General features: G+C 58.2%; 19 protein-coding genes. 5 read left to right on the top strand and 14 right to left on the bottom strand.

Annotation, left to right across the window (positions count from 1 at the left end; genetic code table 11):
- Positions 1 to 6 precede the first annotated feature (6 nt).
- The 5 genes from FVV99_RS04425 to FVV99_RS04405 are packed head-to-tail and all read right to left on the bottom strand — an operon-like array spanning position 7 to position 5,806.
- Positions 7 to 501: a TRAP transporter small permease gene (locus FVV99_RS04425; RefSeq protein ID WP_201745023.1), complete on the bottom strand. Its 495-nt coding sequence runs from the start codon at positions 499 to 501 to the stop codon at positions 7 to 9.
- 25 nt (positions 502 to 526) lie between these two features.
- Positions 527 to 1,561, bottom strand: a complete 1,035-nt coding sequence (locus FVV99_RS04420) for an L-idonate 5-dehydrogenase (RefSeq protein WP_148252832.1) — start codon at positions 1,559 to 1,561, stop codon at positions 527 to 529.
- Between the two features lie 53 nt (positions 1,562 to 1,614).
- Positions 1,615 to 2,304, bottom strand: coding sequence for an SDR family NAD(P)-dependent oxidoreductase (locus FVV99_RS04415; protein ID WP_161598959.1), 690 nt, complete (start codon positions 2,302 to 2,304; stop codon positions 1,615 to 1,617).
- A 43-nt stretch (positions 2,305 to 2,347) separates the two neighbouring features.
- Positions 2,348 to 3,850 (bottom strand): CoA-acylating methylmalonate-semialdehyde dehydrogenase, encoded by a 1,503-nt coding sequence (locus tag FVV99_RS04410; RefSeq protein WP_148252830.1) that lies wholly within the window; start codon positions 3,848 to 3,850, stop codon positions 2,348 to 2,350.
- Between the two features lie 3 nt (positions 3,851 to 3,853).
- Positions 3,854 to 5,806, bottom strand: coding sequence for a bifunctional 5-dehydro-2-deoxygluconokinase/5-dehydro-2-deoxyphosphogluconate aldolase (locus FVV99_RS04405; protein WP_148252829.1), 1,953 nt, complete (start codon positions 5,804 to 5,806; stop codon positions 3,854 to 3,856).
- Positions 5,807 to 5,990: 184 nt separating this feature from the next.
- Between FVV99_RS04405 and FVV99_RS04400 the strand changes: the two genes are divergently transcribed.
- Positions 5,991 to 6,827 carry a MurR/RpiR family transcriptional regulator gene (locus tag FVV99_RS04400; protein WP_148252828.1) on the top strand — a complete coding sequence of 279 codons (837 nt, stop codon included), beginning with the start codon at positions 5,991 to 5,993 and terminating at the stop codon, positions 6,825 to 6,827.
- Between the two features lie 199 nt (positions 6,828 to 7,026).
- Here FVV99_RS04400 and FVV99_RS04395 read toward each other — a convergent pair whose 3' ends face one another.
- On the bottom strand, positions 7,027 to 7,464 hold the full coding sequence (locus FVV99_RS04395; protein ID WP_148253171.1) for a nucleoside deaminase: 438 nt from the start codon (positions 7,462 to 7,464) through the stop codon (positions 7,027 to 7,029).
- A 137-nt stretch (positions 7,465 to 7,601) separates the two neighbouring features.
- Here FVV99_RS04395 and FVV99_RS04390 point away from each other — a divergent pair, with 137 nt between their 5' ends.
- A complete protein-coding gene (locus FVV99_RS04390) occupies positions 7,602 to 8,354 on the top strand; it encodes a DUF1499 domain-containing protein (protein ID WP_148252827.1) in 753 nt (250 codons plus the stop codon).
- A 47-nt stretch (positions 8,355 to 8,401) separates the two neighbouring features.
- Here FVV99_RS04390 and FVV99_RS04385 read toward each other — a convergent pair whose 3' ends face one another.
- From FVV99_RS04385 to dkgB, 6 genes are all read right to left on the bottom strand, one after another.
- On the bottom strand, positions 8,402 to 9,859 hold the full coding sequence (locus FVV99_RS04385; protein WP_148252826.1) for a catalase: 1,458 nt from the start codon (positions 9,857 to 9,859) through the stop codon (positions 8,402 to 8,404).
- A 232-nt stretch (positions 9,860 to 10,091) separates the two neighbouring features.
- Complete coding sequence (locus FVV99_RS04380) at positions 10,092 to 11,060, bottom strand: magnesium transporter CorA family protein (protein ID WP_148252825.1); 969 nt, start codon at positions 11,058 to 11,060, stop codon at positions 10,092 to 10,094.
- A 104-nt stretch (positions 11,061 to 11,164) separates the two neighbouring features.
- Positions 11,165 to 13,288, bottom strand: coding sequence for a methyl-accepting chemotaxis protein (locus FVV99_RS04375; protein ID WP_148252824.1), 2,124 nt, complete (start codon positions 13,286 to 13,288; stop codon positions 11,165 to 11,167).
- Positions 13,289 to 13,312: 24 nt separating this feature from the next.
- Positions 13,313 to 14,467, bottom strand: a complete 1,155-nt coding sequence (locus FVV99_RS04370) for an ABC transporter substrate-binding protein (protein WP_148252823.1) — start codon at positions 14,465 to 14,467, stop codon at positions 13,313 to 13,315.
- A 124-nt stretch (positions 14,468 to 14,591) separates the two neighbouring features.
- On the bottom strand, positions 14,592 to 14,738 hold the full coding sequence (locus FVV99_RS18510) for a hypothetical protein (protein WP_161598958.1): 147 nt from the start codon (positions 14,736 to 14,738) through the stop codon (positions 14,592 to 14,594).
- A 171-nt stretch (positions 14,739 to 14,909) separates the two neighbouring features.
- Positions 14,910 to 15,722, bottom strand: a complete 813-nt coding sequence (gene dkgB, locus FVV99_RS04365; RefSeq protein ID WP_148252822.1) for a 2,5-didehydrogluconate reductase DkgB — start codon at positions 15,720 to 15,722, stop codon at positions 14,910 to 14,912.
- Between the two features lie 197 nt (positions 15,723 to 15,919).
- Between dkgB and FVV99_RS04360 the strand changes: the two genes are divergently transcribed.
- Both FVV99_RS04360 and FVV99_RS04355 read left to right on the top strand, forming a co-directional pair.
- Complete coding sequence (locus tag FVV99_RS04360; RefSeq protein WP_148252821.1) at positions 15,920 to 16,300, top strand: YciI family protein; 381 nt, start codon at positions 15,920 to 15,922, stop codon at positions 16,298 to 16,300.
- Between the two features lie 2 nt (positions 16,301 to 16,302).
- On the top strand, positions 16,303 to 17,553 hold the full coding sequence (locus FVV99_RS04355) for an RNA polymerase sigma factor (RefSeq protein ID WP_148252820.1): 1,251 nt from the start codon (positions 16,303 to 16,305) through the stop codon (positions 17,551 to 17,553).
- Between the two features lie 8 nt (positions 17,554 to 17,561).
- Here the strand turns inward: FVV99_RS04355 and FVV99_RS04350 are convergent, their stop codons facing one another.
- Positions 17,562 to 18,800, bottom strand: a complete 1,239-nt coding sequence (locus FVV99_RS04350) for an alpha-hydroxy acid oxidase (protein WP_236645288.1) — start codon at positions 18,798 to 18,800, stop codon at positions 17,562 to 17,564.
- 95 nt (positions 18,801 to 18,895) lie between these two features.
- Here FVV99_RS04350 and FVV99_RS04345 point away from each other — a divergent pair, with 95 nt between their 5' ends.
- Complete coding sequence (locus FVV99_RS04345) at positions 18,896 to 19,798, top strand: LysR substrate-binding domain-containing protein (RefSeq protein WP_148252819.1); 903 nt, start codon at positions 18,896 to 18,898, stop codon at positions 19,796 to 19,798.
- Here the strand turns inward: FVV99_RS04345 and FVV99_RS04340 are convergent.
- Positions 19,793 to 20,680: an alpha/beta hydrolase gene (locus tag FVV99_RS04340; protein WP_148252818.1), complete on the bottom strand. Its 888-nt coding sequence runs from the start codon at positions 20,678 to 20,680 to the stop codon at positions 19,793 to 19,795. The two genes, FVV99_RS04345 and FVV99_RS04340, sit on opposite strands and share 6 nt — an antisense overlap.
- Positions 20,681 to 20,753 lie beyond the last annotated feature (73 nt).

Raw genomic sequence — 20,753 nt, 5'->3', positions numbered from 1 at the left:
GTACCTTCAGTCAACTCGAGTGTCGGTTGTGTCCAAGCCATGCGTCCAGCGAGACACCATACAGCCAATGACACGCACGGAAATAAACAACATGCCAAGAGGAACGATCACTTGTACCCATGCCAGATTGATACCCGTAGTCTGTGAGATGTAGGGAAATTGCATCGACTCATAAAACAGCTTGCCGCCTTGCCAAATAAGCACAATATTGAAAATAAGCCACACGGCATCGGCGATGGTTAATATTATTTTTTGAATTTTCACGGGCATCATCGAGATATGAAACGTTACGCGTATATGCCGATTCTGCTCTGCGGCAATGACGAACCCGAAATAAATCGCCCAGACGAAGAAGTAGCGCGACACTTCTTCAAGCCAGCTCAAGTTACGGTCAAAACCGAACCTCAAGACAACCTGGAGTCCCAGCAAGGCAATCACGACCGTCATCAGCGCCGCTGAGAGCCACTCTTCCATCGTTCTGGAGCGAAGCACATTCAACATACGAGCCGCCTCATGTCGTCATTCATCAAGCACCGTACGCTTCATGATGAATCATGACTTTCAAGTGTTGCTGTTTATTCAGGGACGCTTCGAATGCCTCGTCCGTAACCCCGAATTCATATGTGGCCGATACGGCATCGACAAGCGCGGGCTTGGCCAGCACCGATTCGACCGCCTTTTCGAATTCATTCAAGAACCGGTACGCCCCCCTGATGATCAGCTCCTTGGTCAGAATCGAATTCATGTCCAACTCCGCAGGCGCCAGGAAACCGACCTGGATCAACCGTCCCTTGGGTATGAGCACCTTCAGCGCCGTATTGAACGCTTGTGGTGCGCCTGAGGCTTCCAGTACGACATCGAAGAATGCAAGTTCCCCCGAAACGACACGTTCCTCGACATCCCTGGCATCCAGCGTGCGGACGTCAGCAAGCTTTCTAACGCGTTCCAGGGCCGCCTGGTGAATATCGGATACATGGACTTCGCTGGCCCCTTGCTCCAGGGCCGCCACCGCCGCGAGGGTGCCGATCGTCCCAGCCCCGGTCACCAACACACGTTTTCCAGCGACGTCGCCCAGGTTGGCGGCGTGAAGTGCGATGGCGTAGGGTTCGGCCAGCGCGGCCAGCTTGAGGTCCGCATTGGCGGGCAGCACGACACATTGGTGATCCTTGACCACGGGGCGTTCGTCAAAGGCGCCTTGGGTGTGTGGTCGCTTGGCGGCGCTGCCGAGATACTTCATGTTGAAGCAGACGTTTTCTTCGCCTTGCCGACACATGGCGCACTTGCCGCAAGGCAACGACGGATTGATGACGACCCGGTCGCCCACGGAAACGCCGTTGACGCTCTGGCCCACTTCCAATACGACAGCAGTCAACTCATGACCAAGCACCATGGGATCCTTGACGATCGAGTGCCCGACTTTACCGTCCTGGTAATAATGCATGTCGGAGCCACAGATACCGCCATATGCCAGACCCAGGCGGACCTCATCTTCTGCCAGGCTATGTTCTTCCTTTTCATCGATGCGTAGGTCCCTGGGACCGTGAATCACGTACGATTTCATGCTTTCACCATCTAAATTCGAAAACGCAAAAGGGCGTTGAAGTACGAGCAGCCTCAGCCCGCCATGTAACCTCCATCGACGGGAATGATGGCGCCATTCACGTAAGAGGCGGCATTCGAGCTCAGGAAAAAGATGACGGCTGCCACTTCTTCCGGTTCTGCCCAGCGCTGCATGGGGATACGTGCTGAAATCGTCTCGTAGCGTGTGTTGTCCGCGCGTGCCGCCTCGGTCATACGGGTCTTGACCCAACCGGGGGCCACCGCATTCGCACGCACTCCCCTATCAGCCCAGGCAACCGCCATCGAACGGGTGAGGGAGACGATCGCCCCTTTGCTCGCGCTGTAGCCGGGGGACTTGGGCGAACCGAAATAGCTCCACATCGAGGCGATATTGATGATGGCACCCTTCGTCTCACCCAGCTTGTCGATCAAGCGTGTCGATAGGTCGAACACGGCGGTGCAGTTGATTGTCATGGACGCTTCGAACCCCGTAAGCTCCCACTCTTTTTCCTGCAGGTTGACACCGGCACAGTTCACCAACACATCGAGCCGATCAATCTGCGCAACGATGGACTCCCTGGCTTTTGGATCCGTCAAGTCCGCTTGAATAAACAGGTCCGGCTCCACCGCGCCACGATGTAGGTCGGCCACGACGATGCGATAGCCTTCTTCCCTGAATTTTTGAGCGGTCTGACATCCGATGCCAGACGCCCCACCCGTGATCAGTACCGTTTTATCGCCCACAAGTCTCACCCCCTTCCAAGTCATCAGGCCACGCTCGCGCAGATCAGTGAGTCGGCATCGTGAAGTGATTGGTCTCTTCACGGATACCGCCCGGCCAGCGCTGGGTGATGGTCTTCATGCGTGTATAGAAGCGCACGCCATCGGGGCCATGCATGTGGAGAGGACCGAATAGTGAGCGCTTCCAGCCACCAAAGCTATGGAAGGCCATGGGCACCGGGATCGGAACATTGACGCCTACCATGCCCACCTGGATCTGTTCACAGAACTGGCGAGCGGCATCGCCATCGCGAGTAAAGATGGCCGTACCGTTACCGTATTCGTGTTCGTTGATTATCGAGACGGCCTCATCGAAACTTGCCGCACGTGCGATGCAGAGCACGGGGCCAAAGATTTCCTCACTGTGGATGCGCATCCCGGGCGTGACGCGATCGAATAACGAGCCTCCGATGAAGTAACCGTCCTCGCCCCCTGGAATAGACGTGTAGCGACCGTCTATAACCAGCTCAGCGCCTTCTTCCTCGCCGATGCGAATGTAGTCCTTGACTTTCTCAAGGTGCTCACAGGTGACAAGAGGCCCCATGTCGTTATCCGGCCCTTCGACCAGTCCTGGGCCCACGCTGAGTTGGTTGAGCTGGATCACAAGTTTCTCGCGTAATCGCTCGGCCGTTTCCTCGCCTACCGGCACTGCCACCGAGATGGCCATGCAACGTTCGCCGGCCGAGCCGTAAGCGGCCCCCATCAAGGCATCCACCGCCTGGTCGAGATCGGCATCGGGCATGATCACCATATGATTCTTGGCACCCCCCAGTGCCTGAACCCGTTTGCCGTGGGCGGATGCGGTGGCATAGATATACTCGGCGATCGGCGTCGAGCCGACAAAACTGACCGCCTCGACGCGTTCATCGGTAAGCAGTACATCGACGGCCTCCTTGTCGCCGTTGACGACATTGAAAACCCCGTCCGGCAACCCGGCTTCCTTGAGTAGCTCGGCCAGACGTAGCGGTGTGGACGGATCCTTCTCGGAGGGCTTCATGACGAAGGTGTTGCCACAAGCCAGCGCGATGGGGAACATCCACATCGGCACCATGGCCGGAAAGTTGAATGGCGAGATACCGGCGCACACCCCGAGTGGCTGCATCATGGAGTAGCTGTCGACGCCGGTACCGACGTTCATGGAGTGCTCGCCCTTCTGCAGATGCGGGATGCCACAGGCGAATTCGACGACTTCCAGACCGCGGGTCACTTCACCCTTGGCGTCGGAGAACACCTTGCCATGCTCACTGGCGATCAGCCGCGCCAGCTCATCGACGTGTTCTTCGACCAGGGCCTTGAACTTGAACAAGATACGGGCCCGCTTGAGCGGTGTGATTTTCGACCAGCCCGCAAAAGCCTGCTCGGCGGCAGAGATGGCGTTGAGCGTTTCTTCAACGGAGGAGAGCGCTACTTGTAAGGTTTGCTCGCCCGTGGCTGGATTGTAGACAGGCGCTGTACTTTCACTTGTGCTGTCGACGTTCTGCCCATTGACGTAATTGCCCAGAGTCCGCATGACTTATCCTCTCTCCTCAACGTGTGTTGCATCGTCGCGCTGGCGCAGTGCATGCCATGCGTGAATGAGTTCCGCGTAATTGCTCGCCACATGGGTCACGAGCTCGTCATCAGTTAGTTTCCCCGCCAACCATTCCCGGCAGACCTGGGCGAACAGGGTGCGCCCGACCGTAAAGCCCTTGCAGTGCGGGTGCTTCGCGGCAAGACCAAAGCTCTCCTTTACCTGACCCATCGGTGCATCCAGGCCCAGCAGAACGACACCGCAACAGTGGGGATCTTGCTCCTCGATGATGTCACCGACAGCTTGCCAACCTTGTTCGGACATGGAAGGCAGCTTCCACCAGTCGGGACGTATGCCGAGTTCATAGAGACGAATCAGGCTACGCGGCAGCGTTGTATCGTCGATAGGGCTATCCGACGGCGGGATAACCTCGATCAATAGCTGCAAACCATTGGTACATGCCGCTTCGTACAAGCGATGGACGCGCGCTTCCTGCTCGAGCCTAAGCTCGACCGGATCGTCTGGGTGATAGAAGAAGAGACACTTGATGATGTGCTCGGAAGGCCAATGACGAAATCGGCTACCGAGATCCTCACCATGCTGGAACCGCAAGGGCCGTGAGCTCGGCAGCTCTACCGGGCGACCGATCCACCAGCCGCGTCCGGTCGCATCATTCAAGGCATTCTGACCCAGGACGTCGTCCACCAGGATGGCAGGCGTCGCCAGACCTGCCTGGCGTGCGCCCTGCTCTGCCGCTTTCACGAGCAGGCGCTTCATTTCCGGCAAGCGGCCCACGTCCGCGCCAACCGCCAGCGCCATGTCCGTCAGTTGACGTCGATGGTCGAAGGCCAATCCACACACTTCGGGCCAGTCTTTCGGAATGCGGGTGGTAACCCGGTGCAGATGATTGAGTCGACTATCCTTGTCCGGCTGTGCAACCGTCTCACGACGAGCCAGGTAATCCATCAGTTCTTCTTCGGTCGGCATCGCTGGAGCACAGCCATGGCGCGACACCACGAGTGCGCCGCACGCGTTGGCATAGGTGGCGCTGGTTTCCCAGTTTTCACCCCGTAGCCACCCACGAAGCAAGCCACTCATGAAGGCATCGCCCGCCCCAAGCACGTTGAGTACTTCGACCTGGACCCCATGGACGAGTATTCCGTCTTCGATACGGTCAGGAATAGCGCCTTCGAAGACGACACAGCCCAGCGGACCGAGCTTACACACCAGTGTCGCATCACTGACGTCACGGACGGCACGCAGGGAGGCCAGGGTATCGGTGCTTCCCCCGGCGATGTGGAATTCTTCTTCAGTGCCGACAATCAAGTCAAAATGAGAGAGCCAACCCTGCAGATCCTCGGTGACCCGGGTATCCGTGACGTAGCGCGTCTCGCCGTCACCGGGGTCGGTCAATCCCCACAAGACGGGCCGATAATCGATATCCAGCACGCGCTTGGTGTCGTGGCGTGCGGCGGCGTCCAGCGCTTTCTTGCAGGCTCGACGCGTCGCATCGGTCGAGAGGTGCGTACCGGTGACGGCGAGAGCCTGCGCCTTACCGATATAATCGGTATCGATCAGCTCCGCATCAATCGCCATATCGGCGCAGTCACGGCGGTAGAAAAGCAGGGGAAAGGTTTCGTGATCCTTGAGCGCCAGCAGAGCCAATCCGGTGTGGCGATGCGGATCCGTCTGCAAGGGTGTCGTATCGACCCCGGCACGCTGGAGTTCCTCACGCACGAAATTTCCCAATTGTTCGTTCCCCACGCGGGAAAGCATGGCGGACTTCAAGCCAAGCCGTGCCGAACCGAATGCTACATTGCCGGAGCTGCCACCGAGATACTTGGCAAAACTTGCTACGTCCTCCAGGCGGCTACCTAGTTGCTCCGAGTAAAGATCGACTGCGACACGTCCCAGACAGATCAAATCCAATGGGTACTTCCGGTGAGGCTCATGCATGGTCAAGAGATTCTCCTTTATCTAGGGATGTCTTCACTCTCCCTAGCGACACAAGGTATGAATGGAATATACGTTCCATTTTTTATCGATGTCAAACCACGTATTCCCTAACTTTAGGATAATGGAACAAAAATTCCACCCGTGCTAGCGTATCCTCACACCTAAAGATCCTTCGGTTTTCTCAATGACTCAGCCCTCGCCTCAAGACTTCGACGAGCTCAAGAAACGTGTCACCGCCCGGTATGAATCACTTAGTCCCAGGCTTCAACAAACTGCGCGATACTTACTTGATCATCCGAAAGATGTCGCGTTTTCCACTGCGGCCAAGATTGCAGAAACAGCGGGTGTCACTCCCTCAACCTTGATTCGTTTCGCCAATACCTTCGACCTGTCCGGTTTTTCTGAGATGCAAGGCCTGTTCAGGGCCAGGCTCGTCGATGAACTGCCAAACTATACGGAGCGCATCCGCGCGGTACGTAGCGCCACTGGAGAGACACCAGACAGTACTCAACTACTCTGGGAGTTTGCTGACGCTAACCGCATAGCCCTTGAGCAACTGCCGGGACGTATTGACTCGGGCAGCTTGGAACAGGCATTGGATATCTTCGAGACAGCACGTGCCATCCATGTCATGGGGGCAAGGCGCAGTTTCGTGGTAGCCAGTTACATGACCTATGCGCTTCACCATATCGACAAGCGGGCTTTCCTGATCAACGGCCTGGGCGGGATGTATGGAGAACAAGTCAAGTCGATAGGGGATCACGATGCGCTCATGGTGATCAGCTTCAGTCCATATGCCGAAGAGACCCGACAACTGGCGGCCGCGGCATGCGAGCGCCACCTCCCCCTCGTCGTGATCACCGATTCGAACGTGAGCCCGCTCGCCCAGTTGGCGGATGTCAGTTTCGTTATACAGGAGGCGGAAGTGAAGAGTTTCCGCGGGTTAACGGCTTCCCTATGTCTCGCCCAGACCTTGGCAATCGCACTGGGGGTCCGCCATGAGCTTGGTCAAACACCATAAGGTATACATGGGTGATCGCTCGATCCCATCGACGGCATGAGGGAAACGCCTGAAGTACTGCCTCGACATATCAAGGCCGTCGTCTCCAACGGCCCTGAACGAAAGATCCGCTGTCTATAGGGGGGCAACCGACCGGTGCGTGGTTATTGATGATGCTCTGGTCGGAGTAGCGGCAATCCGTTATTGACCAGCTAGGCTGCTAACTACCGATATCCTCGTTCCATAGCTCCGGTCTGGCGGCGATGAAGCCCTCCATCATGTCGATACACTGCGAGTCCTGGAGAACCTCCACCGATACGCCCCGCGATGTCAGCAACGCTTCTTCCCCCATGAACGTCCGGTTCTCGCCAATCACCAACCGCGGGATGCCGTAAAGCAGGATCGTGCCAGTGCACATGGCGCAGGGAGAAAGCGTGGTATAGAGCACCGCATCACGATAGACGGCGGCGGGTTGTCGGCCGGCATTCTCGAAGGCGTCCATCTCTGCGTGCAAGATCGCACTCTGCTGCTGAACGCGGCGGTTGTGCCCGCGGCCGATGATCCGTCCGTCATGGACGATCACCGAACCGATCGGAATCCCGCCTTCTTCCAGGCCCTGTCGCGCCTCGTCGATTGCCGCTTGCATGAACGGGTCCATCGCCATCCCTCTCGTTGCCATACCTTGTGTTCCAATGAGCATAACCTACCATTCTCGGAAGACAATAGGCGCCCTCATCGCTGTGGTTTACGCTACAGCATGAACATGTGAATGGTGGATGATAGGAGTGCACGGCAATGGCAACGAGACAACGTGGTGGTCGATTGCCCTTGATCATGGGAACGCTGGCAGTCGTGCTTCTTGTACTGGCTGCCCTGCTGATGGGCATGGCCGGTCCGGCCTATCGGATGGAATGGGTCGCACTGGGCGACGCCTTCGAAATGCTGCGCCGTGGCGCCTATTTCGCGATCGGTGCGGGTATAGTGGGGATCATCGCCCTGCTCGTCGCCGTGATCTGTCGGCGTACCCGACCGGCCGTGGCCAGCGGACTGGTGATCATCGCCTGCCTCGGCCTCCTGGCCGTGCCCTGGCTACACTGGCAACGCGCCCAGGACGCGCCCCCCATTCACGACATTACCACCGATACCGAGAACCCGCCGGCCTTCAACGCCGTCGCGGACGCACGCACGGACGCTCCCAATGCCGTGGACTACCCGGGAGAAAGCACGGCGAGGCAACAACTCGAGGCCTATCCCGACATCGGCCCCATTGTCTTGAATGCGTCACTCGACAACGTGCGTGATGCGGCGGAAGCCGAAATGCGTGACCGGGGCTGGTCAATGGCACACACGGGCAACGAGACTCTCGAAGCCACCGTCACCACGACCTGGTTCGGATTCGAGGATGATGTGGTCATGCGCCTGACCGAAACCGATGGGGGTGTACGTGTCGACATGCGCTCCGCTTCGCGACTGGGACGCGGTGATGCCGGTACTAATGCCGCCCGTATCAGGGATTTTCTGACGGCGCTGGAGGCGCGCGTGGAGTGATGGCCGGCCCATCACCGTACCGATGACGGGCCGGTCCGGCGGGTGACTTACTTACCGCTCTTGACGGCCTCGGCGATGCGATCGCCGACCTCCTTGTCGATGTTGCGCCAATACTCGAAGGCACGTTCGAGCACGGGCTGGCTAACGCCATCGGAAAGGTGGCCCGCCACGTTGGAGACCAGCCGGTCGCGCTGGGCATCGTCCATCACCTCGCGAACGAGCGTATGCGCCTGCCCCCAATCGTCGTCATCCTTGCGCAGGGTATAGGCATCACGCACGAACTCGCCGCTGGCATCCCAGGTAGCGTCTTCCGGGAAGCTCTCGCTATCGGCATGCGGCCCGCCCTTGGAGTTGGGCGCATAGACCGGATCGGCGACGTTCTGTACACGCATCGCGCCGTCCTTGCTGTAACTATGCACCGGCACCTTGGGTGAGTTGACCGGGATCTGCTTGTAGTTCACACCCAGGCGAGCCCGGTGTGCATCGGCATAGGAGAACACCCGCGCCAGCAACATCTTGTCCGGGCTGACACCGGTACCCGGCACCATGTTGTTCGGCTCGAAGGCCGCCTGTTCGATCTCGGTATGGTAGTCGGTCGGGTTGCGATCCAGCGTCAGCCGGCCGACTTCAACCAGCGGATAGTCCTCATGCGGCCACACCTTGGTCAGATCGAAAGGATTGAAGCGATACGTTTCGGCATCCTGGAACGGCATGATCTGCATGTAGAGCGTCCAACTCGGATGCTCGCCACGTTCGATCGCATTGTACAGATCACGCTGATGGTAATCGCCGTCTTCACCGGCAAGCCGGTCGGCTTCTTCCTGGGTGAGGCATTGAATGCCCTGATCGGTCTTGAAGTGGTATTTGACCCAGAAGCGTTCACCCGACGCATTGACCCACATATAGGTATGGCTGGAATAACCATTCATGTGGCGCCAGCTCTTGGGAATACCACGATCCCCCATCAACCAGGTCACCTGGTGGGCGGACTCCGGCGACAGCGTCCAGAAATCCCACTGCATGTCGTGATCGCGCAGATTGGTATCCGCCCGGCGCTTCTGTGAACGGATGAAGTGCTGGAACTTCATGGGATCACGCAGGAAGAATACCGGCGTGTTGTTCCCCACGATGTCGAAATTACCTTCCGAGGTATAAAACTTCAGTGCGAACCCACGCGGGTCGCGCCAGGTATCCGGGCTCCCTCGTTCACCGGCCACGGTGGAGAAACGGATCAACGTCTCCGTCTTGGCACCCGGCTGGAATACAGCCGCCTTGGTATACTTGCTGACGTCGTTGGTCACCTCGAAACGGCCGAAAGCACCGCCCCCCTTGGCGTGCGGTTGACGCTCGGGGATCCGCTCGCGGTTGAAATTCGCCATCTGTTCGATGAGATAGTGGTCATGGAGCACAATCGGTCCATCGCGCCCCACGGTCAGCGAGTGTTCATCGCTGGAGACGGGAATCCCGGCATCATTCGTGGTGGGCTTGCGGTTATCGTTCGTCACGGTCGTTCCTCCTATGTGCTACTCATATGTCATCGGCTTTACGCCTCGACTCTTCGCGCATTGGCCAAACGACATATTCCTCGGCGGTCTGCCGATTGGATCCTTTAGGAGTTATAGATAGAAAAGGGGGATACTGTCCAACACGTGATGATGGGGCATGGCTATGCCACCAATATATCGGGCCTATCTCTCCGTCACACGCGATTCGCGGCCAAGCAGACACCCGCTCATCCTAGAGCCATCCTTTGCGCCGGAAGAGATATAATAGGCCGCCCCCCATGAGCAGCATGATTCCCAGCAAAATGAAATAGCCATAACGGAATGAGAGCTCCGGCATGTTGGAGAAGTTCATCCCATAGATCCCGGCCAGGAAGGTCAGCGGCACGAAAATGGCGGTAATGACGGTAAGCACCCGCATGGTGATGTTGAGCTGATGCGAGGAGATCGAGATGTAGCCATCGATCAAGTCACCGCAGATATCGTAATACATCTGGGTGAGGGAATAGAGCCGCTCGAAACGTTCGAAGACGTCATTGATGGCATGCAGTGTTTCCGGATCTTCGCGTGACAGATGATGATAGTCGAAGGCGACCAACTCCTGCGTGATGCCTTTGTGGTAATTGAAGATACGCCGCATCTTCACCAACCGTGACTTGTAGTTGATGATGCGACGCATCAACTTGTCGGTACCAGCGTCCTGCAGTTCGTCTTCCAGGTCGCTGAGTTCGTTTTCGAAGGCCAGAAGACTATCGAGGTAAAAACCGGCGGACGTGTACATCACCTTGAGTGCCACATGCTCGGGTGAGCGCCCCAGCAAGATACTGCCTTCATGACCGAAAAGTCGCTCGATGCTCAAGGCATGCCCAGGATGAAGGCTGATCAGATAGCGCTCCCCGATGAAGAAGCACATCTGTTGCGGCTCGTAGTTCAACTCCGCATCGAATGAGGAAATGCCCCGATAGATGATCAGGGTGTGAGTCTCGAACTCCTCGATCTTGGGGGGATGTCGGTCACGGTGAGCATCGTTGATGGCCATGGGATGACACTCGAACGCGTCGAGCAGCGCCTTCTCACGCTCCATCGACTCACCCTGCAGGTCAATCCAGATATGACTGCTGTCATCAGCACGCCAGTCCTCTATGAGTTCCTCACCGCCAGACCTTGATGCTCCCTCCGCGGTGAAGAGCAGGGTACGTATCATGATGGCTCCGTCCTTCTTCCGTGAGGTATGAATGCTCTCACGACTTTAGAATAACGAGACACGACCTGCACTTCCATGCACCGGGAATTCTCCCGGAGACGCACTCATCGAGACGGCGTCTTGTGCGTATCCAGGTGCAACAATGCCATCAGATCAGGCGAGTGTGCGTACTGTTCGCTCACCCGGAACCTGCTGACCAGATCATTCATTTCCGCTGCCTGATGATCCAGGGAATGGCTAGCGGAGGAGGCTTCCTGAACCAGGCTCGCATTCTGCTGAGTGACCTGATCGAGTTGAGCCACCGCCCGGTTGATCTCCTCGATACCACTGGACTGTTCCTGTGTGGCATCCGCTATCTCGCCGACATAACGAGATACGCTCTCGAGACTATGAATGATCTCCTGCAAATGGGTACTGGTCGATTCGACGAGTTTGGCGCCTTCCCCCACCTTGTCGACGCTATCACCGACGAGTGCCCGGATCTTGCCGGCCTCATCGGCACTGCGTTGTGCCAACTTGCGGACCTCGGCAGCGACGACGGCGAAGCCACGACCCTGCTCTCCTGCCCGGGCTGCTTCCACCGAAGCGTTGAGCGCCAGCAGATTGGTCTGGAAGGCGATATCGTCGATAGCGCTCACGATCGTGGAGATCTTCTCGCTGGAATCGCGAATCTCGGCCATCGCCGTGTTGGTTCTTTCTGCCACTTCGCCGGCTGAATGGGCGCGTTGATCGACCTCACTGCTCGCATCCCTGGCCTGATGGGCATAATCTGCCGTCTGCTTGACGGTAGCGGTAATCTCTTCAAGGCTCGATGCGGTCTCCGCCAACGATGACGATTGCTCTTCAGTCCGTTGCGACAGATCATCGTTGCCGGTCGTGATCTGACGACTATTGGCGGCGATGTTACCGGCACCTTCACGAATCTTGGCCACGATGCGCTCGAAGGTGCCCATCATCTGATTGAATGCCTGAGCGGTTCGGCCGATCTCGTCATCACGCTCGAGCTCGAGACGCATGGTCAGATCGCTGTTCTCACCAGCCTGGCCACTGATGTTCTCCATCTGCCTTCGCATCTGGGCCAGTGGGCCAAGCACACGGACCATGGTACGCCAACCGAAAACCGCCAGGACCATGATGACCGCCAACGTGACAATAATGAGCAAGTATCGGCCTGCATTGGCCAGTTCCTGCGCCTGTGCCGCCGCATCATCAGCCGCCTGCACGGTATGGGTCTGGACGGCACCCAGGGCATCCCGCATCCCATCAGCGGCTGTCTCGACTGCCGCCAGCGCTTCGGTCTCTTCGCCACTCAACTCGAGCTGCCGTTGTCGCAGGGCATAGACCGAATCGTCGCCGCTGACCATCAGTTCGTCGAGGTCATCGAGAACCGCGGCCAGGGTTTCGGCCCGTTCCACCTGCGCCTGATTGGCATGCGACGCCGTGGCAATCTGTGCCAGCGCCTGTTGCGTACTGTTGATTTGCTGAGCGACTTCGTTGTAGCGCAGGTTGACCAGTGCATCGGCGCTATCGACTTGCATCAACCGACGCCCGAGATCGGCCAGTAAGGCAACCGAAGTCTGCACATCGCCACTGATCTGCGCAACATTCACACGCCCATCCAGTAGTTCCGCCAGGATCGATTCCGGTACCAGGCTCAACCCACTGTCACGCAGATCATCGACCTGGGCCGAGATCTCGCGCTGATCGCGCACCTCCGCCAACGCCGCACGACCGGACATGTCTTCGGCACTGACCATGACCTCACGGATCATCGACTGCATGTCCTCGATACGCGCTTCCATGGTCGACGCCAGGCCGATGTGATCTCGGCGCACGGACTCGAGAGCGTCATCGGCCGCCATCAATGTTGACTTGCCCTCCTCGAGTTCATCGAGCCGAGCTCGCTGATCGGCAGCCAGGTAGTCGCTGAGTTGCTGTTCGGCTGATTCGAACCGTGCGAGCAGTGTTTCACGCGAGGTGACGTCATCAAGTTCTGCGACACTCTCGGCACTGACAAGACTGGCATGACGCTGATCGAAAGCGCCCAGCACTTCGTTCATGGCCCGACTGGCATCCTGCTGGGGCATGATGTCGTTGGTAATGAAGCGTTGTGACTCGATGAGACGCTGATTGGAGGTCCACCCCGTTGCAGCGAGAACGACGACACCGACGACGGCCGCCAGGAACAGGCCAATCAGCATGGCGCGGAGACTAAGGCTTCGTTTCATGAGACAGTATCCTGTATCCAATGATCAGCGTAGTAACGTCGACCAATCGACGGGTTCGAAACGGCCGTCTTCAATGATGGTAGGCCAGACTGCATCACTGGCCTGATGGTCGTCTTCACTGAGAGTCAATGGCTTACCGAGACCGAGGTCGATCTCACCCAGCCCTTCGAGCGCATCGACGATGGCCTCACGATCAGGGTCGGAACCGGCCGCTTCCAGCCCTTTCACGAACAGCGATGCTGCCAGGTACCCTTCCAGCGAGACGAAGTCGGCCTCATGATCGGCAGCCTGGGCTTCCATGGCCGATCGGTAAGACTCGATGGCGGGCAAATCGGCATCCAGCGGCGGCACGACCTGAGTAATGATCACACCTTCTGCATCCTCGCCAAGTTCATCCAGTAATGCCTGGCTGCCGACGAAGGAGACATTGAGAAAGAGCGCATCGGGCAGGTCCTTGCGCGCTTCACGAATGAAATCGGCATTCGGGCCGTAGGTGCCTACCATGATAATGGCACGAGGTGTAGTCGGTGCTTGCAGGATGGTCGCCAGTGCCTGATGCACATTGCGGGTATTGCGAGTGTAACGACCATGGGCCAACTCATCGGTCGCTTCGAAGCCCGCTGCTTCCAGAGCCTGCACGCCTCCGGCATGACCGGCATCGCCGAAACCGTCGTTCTGGGTAAAGAAAGCGATCTCTTCAGGCTCGACGCCGGCCTCGAGCAGGCCATCGACCATGGCCGCCGTTTCCTGAACGTAGCTGGCACGGTAGTTGATTACGTAGCGGTCCGGCGGGTCCTTGCGCAGGATGCCGGCCCCGGTGAACGCACCGAAAAGCAGGGTTTCATGTTGATTGTGCAGCGGTATCGTGACGATTGCCGTGGGTGTGCCGACATTGCCTACCGACGCCAGGATGTCTTCATCCTGGATGAGTTCACGCGTGGCCGGCGCCGACTGTAGTGGCTCGTACTCATCATCACGCGTCACGAGTGTCAGCTCTTCGCCATTGATCCCGCCTGCGGCATTGATCTCAGCGAAATGCGCCTCGATGCCTTCGCGCATCCCTTGCCCGAGCGAAGAAGCAGGGCCACTCAATGGGGCCACCATCCCGAGTGTAATATCGGCGGTACTGACATTGGGAAACAAACAAGCCAGACACGCCACCCACAGTCGATAACGCATAACAGGCTCCTGCTGTTGACGAGGTAATGTCTATTACCGTTGTTATCGGCAGGAGTCGGGGAAAATTGAGACCAGGACACCACGCTGTGTGGCGGCATGCCAGGTGGTTCGCAGCGTTCGCGCGTCACCCTCGGTTCATGCGCTTGCGATTTTCACGTTCCCGGCGCTCACGATCACGCTTGCGCTGTCTTGCCAGCGCGTTGCCATTGGCCATTTGCGAGAGATACTCCTCCTCGTCGTCGCTCAGAGGAGTCCGTGGCTGACGTGTCATGATTCATCCTCCCAAGAGAGTTCTTCACGACGTTAGCCACTCATGATGTCGGCTTGATGACAGCCTGATGTCACCGCAAGCGAGCACGCCAGCGAAAACGGGCCAACGCCCTGAAGCGTTGGCCCGACTCTCTTGCCACCGATGTGGCGTCAATCACACCTCGAGGTATTCTTAGTCATCCCACTCGGGAGCGAAATCAGGGTTAGCGATACGTTCACCGGCATCGAGTGCATCGATCCTGGCCATTTCGTCACTGCTGAGTTCGAGATCCAGCGCAGCGAGGTTAGCGCGCTGATGGGCCGGTTTGGTCGATGACGGAATCACCACGATATCGCGTGCAGCGACCCAGGCCAGCGCGACCTGTGCCGGCGTTACACCATGCTCATTGGCGATCTCCTGTAACACCGGCTCTTTCATGACCTTACCGACGGCTAGCGGCATGTAACCGGTCACCTGCACCCCCCTGGCTTGGCAATGCGAGACCAGCGCATGGTTGCCCAGGAACGGATGTACCTCGACTTGATTAGTGATGATGTGCTCACCGCCGGGGACACTCAGAGCCTCATCCACTTGGGCGATGGTGAAGTTGGAAATGCCGATGTGCTTGGTCATCCCCCTCTTGCGCGCCTCGTCGAGATTGCCGATGTACTCGGCCATCGGCACCTCGCCTTTCGGAGACGGCCAGTGAATCAGGGCCAGGTCGACTTGATCGACGCCGAGCTTCTCCAGACTCTCTTCCAGGCTCTTGATCAGGTCGTCGCCCTGTAGCCGGTCGTACCACACCTTGGTCGTGAGGAAAATGTCGTCACGCGGGACACCACTCTCCCGAATGGCTTTGCCTACCGCCGCTTCGTTCTCATACATCTGCGCGGTATCGATATGTCGGTACCCGAGTTCCAGAGCGGAACTCACCGAGTCGATAACCTCCTGCTCCTTGAGACGAAAGGTACCGAGGCCGATGCGCGGAAGGATTGCTTGTGCCATACCAGAACTCCTTGCCAGCAGGTGTTGCGGAATTAGTTAGCCCTCTAAATAAACGACATGGTGACTGCAGTAACCTCTTTCAATCCCGGACAGTATTTTTGTCGAATAGAACGCCTTGTAGACGACTACGCTATGTCATGAGACATCCTCCCGACCGGTATCCATGTCAAACTCTCTGCCCCTTACAGGACATCACCATGAAATACCTTTGCCTTGTCTACAGCAACGAAAATGCCTTGCACGACCTTCCAGACAGCCCGCATGACAGTGAATGTCAGGCATATGCCGAATCGCTGCACGCCAGCGGTCGAATGTTGGCCGCTGAAGCGCTCCAACCGGTACAGAGTGCCACGACGGTTCGGTCCAGAAATGGCAAGGTCTCCCTGACGGACGGTCCCTTCGCTGAAACCAAGGAGCAACTGGCCGGCTTCTACTTGATAGAAGCGAACGACCTGGACGAAGCGATAGAGGTCGCAGCCGGTATACCGGCTGCTCGGGTCGGCAGCGTTGAGGTAAGACCCACGCGGGAACTGGCTACCGACGCTCCCTTCCAGGCAGCACGAACCGCCGATTCTTGACCATGACCAGCATCGACCGTGACGTCAGACAGACCATCGACGCCGTCTATCGCGAGCACTCACGCCAAGTGCTCGCGACCCTGATCCGTCTGCTGCGAGACTTTGAACTCGCTGAAGAGGCGCTGCACGATGCCTTTACTGCTGCCATGGCACAATGGCCGAGAGATGGAATTCCCGCCAATCCCAGGGCCTGGCTGGTTTCCACCGGTCGTTTTCGTGCCATTGATCGTTTACGACGGCGGGCGCGCTTCGATAGCAGCCTCGCCGAGATCGCATACCAACTGGAACTCGAGTGCTCCACAGAGACGGTCGATGACACCAGTGTCGCCGACGATGCTTTACGACTGATCTTCACTTGCTGCCACCCAGCCCTGCCATTGGATGGCCAGGTGGCCATGACACTACGTGAGGTATGTGGACTGACGACCGAAGAGGTGGCTCGCGCCTTCCTGACCTCGCCGTCGACTCTCGCCCAGCGTATCGTGCGAGCCAAGGCCAAGATTCGCGATGCCGGCATTCCCTATCACCTACCCGAACCAGACGCCTTGATCGAGCGCTTGGATGGCGTGCTTCGCGTCATTTATCTGGTCTTCAATGAAGGCTATTCCGCGTCGTTCGGCGACACACTGATACGTACAGACATGTCATGTGAAGCGATCCGACTTGGCCGGTTACTATACGATTTATTACCTGAGCCTGAGGTAGCGGGACTATTGGCATTGATGCTGTTACAGGAGTCACGCCGGGATGCACGGACTACCCCAACGGGTGAACTGATCCTGCTCCACGAGCAGGAGCGGACGTTATGGAACCGTGAGTTGATCGACGAAGGGAGTTCACTGGTCGAACGAGCCCTGTCTTCGAGGCGATTCGGCCCTTATGCACTCCAGGCGGCGATTGCCGCCGTGCATGCGGAAGCTCCCAGCGCCGAGGCCACCGACTGGGAACAGATCATCGGCCTTTACGACGTGTTGATGCGTATCACACCGTCGCCGGTCGTGGCACTCAATCGCGCCGTGGCCATCGCCATGCGCGATGGGCCTGGCGTCGGTCTGTCACTCATCGATGCCTTGATGGCTGGCGGAGAACTCGGCGACTACCATCTGGCGCATGCGGCGCGTGCCGACCTGTACCGTCGCCAGGGCCGACTGGAACACGCCCGGGAGAGCTACCGACAGGCGCTGTCACTGGTCCAGCAGGGGCCCGAACGTCGTTTCCTCGAACGCCGTCTGACCGAACTGGAACACGGCTGACAAGCAGTTCATGAGCGCAACGTGGGTGAGGCCACCAGCATCGACGGATCGAGCTCATTCAGACGGGTGATGCCCAGCATCCCCATATCGGCACGGATTTCCGACATCAGCAGGCGAATGGCGTGATCGACACCCGCCTCGCCGCCAATCGCCGCTGCATAGTTGAACGGGCGACCGACGAACGCGCACTGCGCCCCCAATGCCAGGGCCTTGATGATATCGGTTCCGCGTCGGAAGCCGCTGTCGATCATCACGGCCATGTCACCGGCGACATCCACCGCTTGTGGCAAGGCACGCATCGGTGAGATAGCGCCATCGAGCTGACGCCCGCCGTGATTGGACAGAATCACACCATCCGCCCCACTTTGACGAGCCGTCACGACATCATCGGGATGCAGTACGCCCTTGATGACCAAGCGCCCTTGCCACTGACGACGAATACGCCGTAACTCATCCCAGTCCAGGTGCTCGCGACCGGAAAAGTCGCGGGCCACATGACGCGACACGATGGCGGCCCCGCGCTCAGCTCCGCTGTTCTCGAAATGCGGCATCCCGTGACGAGCCAAGGTACGCAGGAACGTTCCCAGACTCCAGGACGGATGAGTCAATCCATCCCAGAGTAACTTGAGATCCGGGCTGAGCGGGGTCTTGAAGCCATTGCGCAGATTGTTTTCCCGATTGGGCACGACTGCCGAATCAACGGTGACTACCAGTGTTTCGACACCCGCTTGAGCGACGCGGTCGACCAGCGCGGCAATGCGCTCCGACTCACTGGGCAGATAGGCCTGAAACCAGGTGTGCGGCGCCGCTTCGACCACCTCCTCCAACCGGATCAAGGACGAACTGCTCAGTATCATGGGAATCCCTGACCGTTCGGCGGCCTGGGCCTGAGCCAGATCGCCTCGATAGCCGGTCAGCGACGAGATGCCCATCGGAGCGATGCCGATTGGCGCCGCATAATGGCGCCCCAACAACGTGATCGACTGTTCACGCGTACTGACATTGCGCAGCACCCGATGCATGAAACCGTATTCTTGGAACACGGCGCGATTGTCACGATACGACGTGTTGGTTTCTGCCGCCCCGGCCACGTAACCGAAAATCGGGCGGGGCAAATAGCGTTTAGCGACCGGTTCGAAATCATCGAGACAGAAGACCCGGGCAAGGCGTCGTGACGCCAGCCAAGACGCTCGGGGTGTCGATGACTTCGTCGATGTGAGCGGCAATCGCGTCTCGCTATCCATCATCCCTTCCTCTTGTATTGCATGATATTAATGAAGTCTGACGATGGCCGAACACGGCTACAATCGATTATTATTCGGCCTTTGCATGAGGTATATGAATGAATATACATCGACTTGCGCCTTCCATGTCGATGCTACTGGCATTCGATGCCGCCGCCCGTCACCGTAGCTTCACCCGAGCCGCCGCCGAACTCAGCCTGACACAAAGCGCGGTCAGCCGTCAGATTCAGGCGCTGGAGCAGCTACTCGATGTCGAACTGTTCGAGCGGGATGGTCGGCATATCCGGTTGACGGAAGTGGGAGCTATGTATGCTCAAGACATTGCGCCGGCACTGGCACGTATCAGTGGCGCCAGCTCGCGTGTAGGCGCCTTCCGCAAGGGAGTGAGTTCCCTGAATCTGGCGACCTTGCCGACCTTCGGGTCGCGATGGTTGATGCCCGGACTCGGGGATTTCTATCGATGCCATCCGGGAGTGATGATCCATCTGCATACGCGTATCGGCGAATACGACATCACCGACTCGGGCATGGACGCCGCCATCAACGTCGGAGTCGACCCTTGGCCTGGGCTGATTGCCCACCCACTCGTCGATGAAGACATGGTCCTGGTTGCCAGCCCCGACACTCTGGCGCGGCAACCGATCCGGCAACCGGCCGATGTCATCGACCACCTGCTGCTGCAAATCGCCGTGCGATCCGAAGCCTGGCATCAATGGTTCACGGCGCAAGGGCTGCCGCTGGGCTATATGCGACTCGGGCCGCATTTCGAATTCTCCGCCCATATGATCCAGGCTGCCGTCTCCGGTATCGGCATCGCACTGGTCGCCCGCTGCCTGGTCGAGGACGAACTGGCAGACGGCCGGTTGATCATTCCCCTGGATGCCGGCCTGGACAGTCGACGCCGCTATTACTTGCTCTATCCACCGGAAAAAGCGGATTTCCCCCCCTTGGCCACCTTTCGTGACTGGCTAGTGTCACGTTGTGCATTGGCTACTTCATGACGATGCATCGCTCGCTTCTACAGTCGCCGACTCCAGATGGCGAAACATATACCTCAGGGCAACCGGCAGCTCACGCCGCCAGACTCGCCACTGATGCCCGCCTGGCACGACCCGATACATCACCTGATCGGGCTGATGGTCCTTGATGACTTGGTATAACGTCGTGGCATGACTCACGATATCGAAGGCATCGCGATCACCGGTACTGATATAAAGCGGGACCGTTACACCATTCGCTCTATAGCCTTCCAGGTACTGCGGGTAGTTGAGTCGCTGCCACATGGCTTCGTCATAATTGCCATCCGGCCCCAAAAAGGCTGGATGCCGACGTCCCGAGGAATTGGCCGGTGGCTGGGGAGAGTATGACGCTGGGCTCAGGGCCGCAGCCGCACCGAACAATTGCGGATACTGCAGGATGAAATTCACCGCTCCATAACCACCCGCAGACAGCCCGCCTATCAAGCGTCCTTCGCGACGGGCGATGGTCCGCCAGGTCTGGTCGATGTGAGGGATCAGATCCTCGATGAAAGCGGTTTCGGCCTGCTCATTGTAGCCGTCGACCCACCAACTCTGACTACCGGGCATGACGACGATCGCCGGTGGAATGGTATCCGCCTCGATCAGGCGGTCCATCGTCCTGCGCAAGCCTCCGCGTGACGCCCAGTCGTATTCGCTGCCGAATGAACCATGGAGCAAGTAGATAACGGGATATGATTGCTCGGCAGTCGCATACTCATCGGGTAAATACAGGTTATAGGGGTAGGCCCGATCGAGTACTTCGGATTCAAAAGTATGGTGTGTGACCCGACCTGCCCAGCCATGGGAGGTAGCCAGAAACAGGCACAGGAACACCAATCCGGGGGAGAAACGAGGCCACGTCATGTCAGCTTCCTGTCATCATTGAATGCTATCCATCGGTGACGTGGGACAGATGACTGTGGCCTCGGTTCGACAC

The organism is Aidingimonas lacisalsi (genome assembly GCF_008079445.1).
Lineage (GTDB): Bacteria > Pseudomonadota > Gammaproteobacteria > Pseudomonadales > Halomonadaceae > Aidingimonas > Aidingimonas lacisalsi.
Note: the sequence above shows the minus strand (reverse complement) of the source record. Positions and strands in the feature narration are given on the sequence as shown.

Excerpts from the sequence above, each read along its gene's own strand:
- FVV99_RS04340 (WP_148252818.1), bottom strand. The coding sequence starts at position 20,680 with ATGACGTGGCCTCGTTTCTCCCCCGGATTGGTGTTCCTGTGCCTGTTT.
- FVV99_RS04360 (WP_148252821.1), top strand. The coding sequence starts at position 15,920 with ATGAAATACCTTTGCCTTGTCTACAGCAACGAAAATGCCTTGCACGAC.
- FVV99_RS04410 (WP_148252830.1), bottom strand. The coding sequence starts at position 3,850 with ATGCGGACTCTGGGCAATTACGTCAATGGGCAGAACGTCGACAGCACA.
- FVV99_RS04370 (WP_148252823.1), bottom strand. The coding sequence starts at position 14,467 with ATGCGTTATCGACTGTGGGTGGCGTGTCTGGCTTGTTTGTTTCCCAAT.
- FVV99_RS04380 (WP_148252825.1), bottom strand. The coding sequence starts at position 11,060 with ATGATACGTACCCTGCTCTTCACCGCGGAGGGAGCATCAAGGTCTGGC.
- FVV99_RS04405 (WP_148252829.1), bottom strand. The coding sequence starts at position 5,806 with ATGCATGAGCCTCACCGGAAGTACCCATTGGATTTGATCTGTCTGGGA.
- FVV99_RS04345 (WP_148252819.1), top strand. The coding sequence starts at position 18,896 with ATGAATATACATCGACTTGCGCCTTCCATGTCGATGCTACTGGCATTC.
- FVV99_RS04400 (WP_148252828.1), top strand. The coding sequence starts at position 5,991 with ATGACTCAGCCCTCGCCTCAAGACTTCGACGAGCTCAAGAAACGTGTC.
- FVV99_RS18510 (WP_161598958.1), bottom strand. The coding sequence starts at position 14,738 with ATGACACGTCAGCCACGGACTCCTCTGAGCGACGACGAGGAGGAGTAT.
- FVV99_RS04395 (WP_148253171.1), bottom strand. The coding sequence starts at position 7,464 with ATGGACCCGTTCATGCAAGCGGCAATCGACGAGGCGCGACAGGGCCTG.
- FVV99_RS04420 (WP_148252832.1), bottom strand. The coding sequence starts at position 1,561 with ATGAAATCGTACGTGATTCACGGTCCCAGGGACCTACGCATCGATGAA.
- FVV99_RS04375 (WP_148252824.1), bottom strand. The coding sequence starts at position 13,288 with ATGAAACGAAGCCTTAGTCTCCGCGCCATGCTGATTGGCCTGTTCCTG.
- FVV99_RS04355 (WP_148252820.1), top strand. The coding sequence starts at position 16,303 with ATGACCAGCATCGACCGTGACGTCAGACAGACCATCGACGCCGTCTAT.
- FVV99_RS04350 (WP_236645288.1), bottom strand. The coding sequence starts at position 18,800 with ATGATGGATAGCGAGACGCGATTGCCGCTCACATCGACGAAGTCATCG.
- FVV99_RS04425 (WP_201745023.1), bottom strand. The coding sequence starts at position 501 with ATGTTGAATGTGCTTCGCTCCAGAACGATGGAAGAGTGGCTCTCAGCG.
- dkgB (WP_148252822.1), bottom strand. The coding sequence starts at position 15,722 with ATGGCACAAGCAATCCTTCCGCGCATCGGCCTCGGTACCTTTCGTCTC.
- FVV99_RS04390 (WP_148252827.1), top strand. The coding sequence starts at position 7,602 with ATGGCAACGAGACAACGTGGTGGTCGATTGCCCTTGATCATGGGAACG.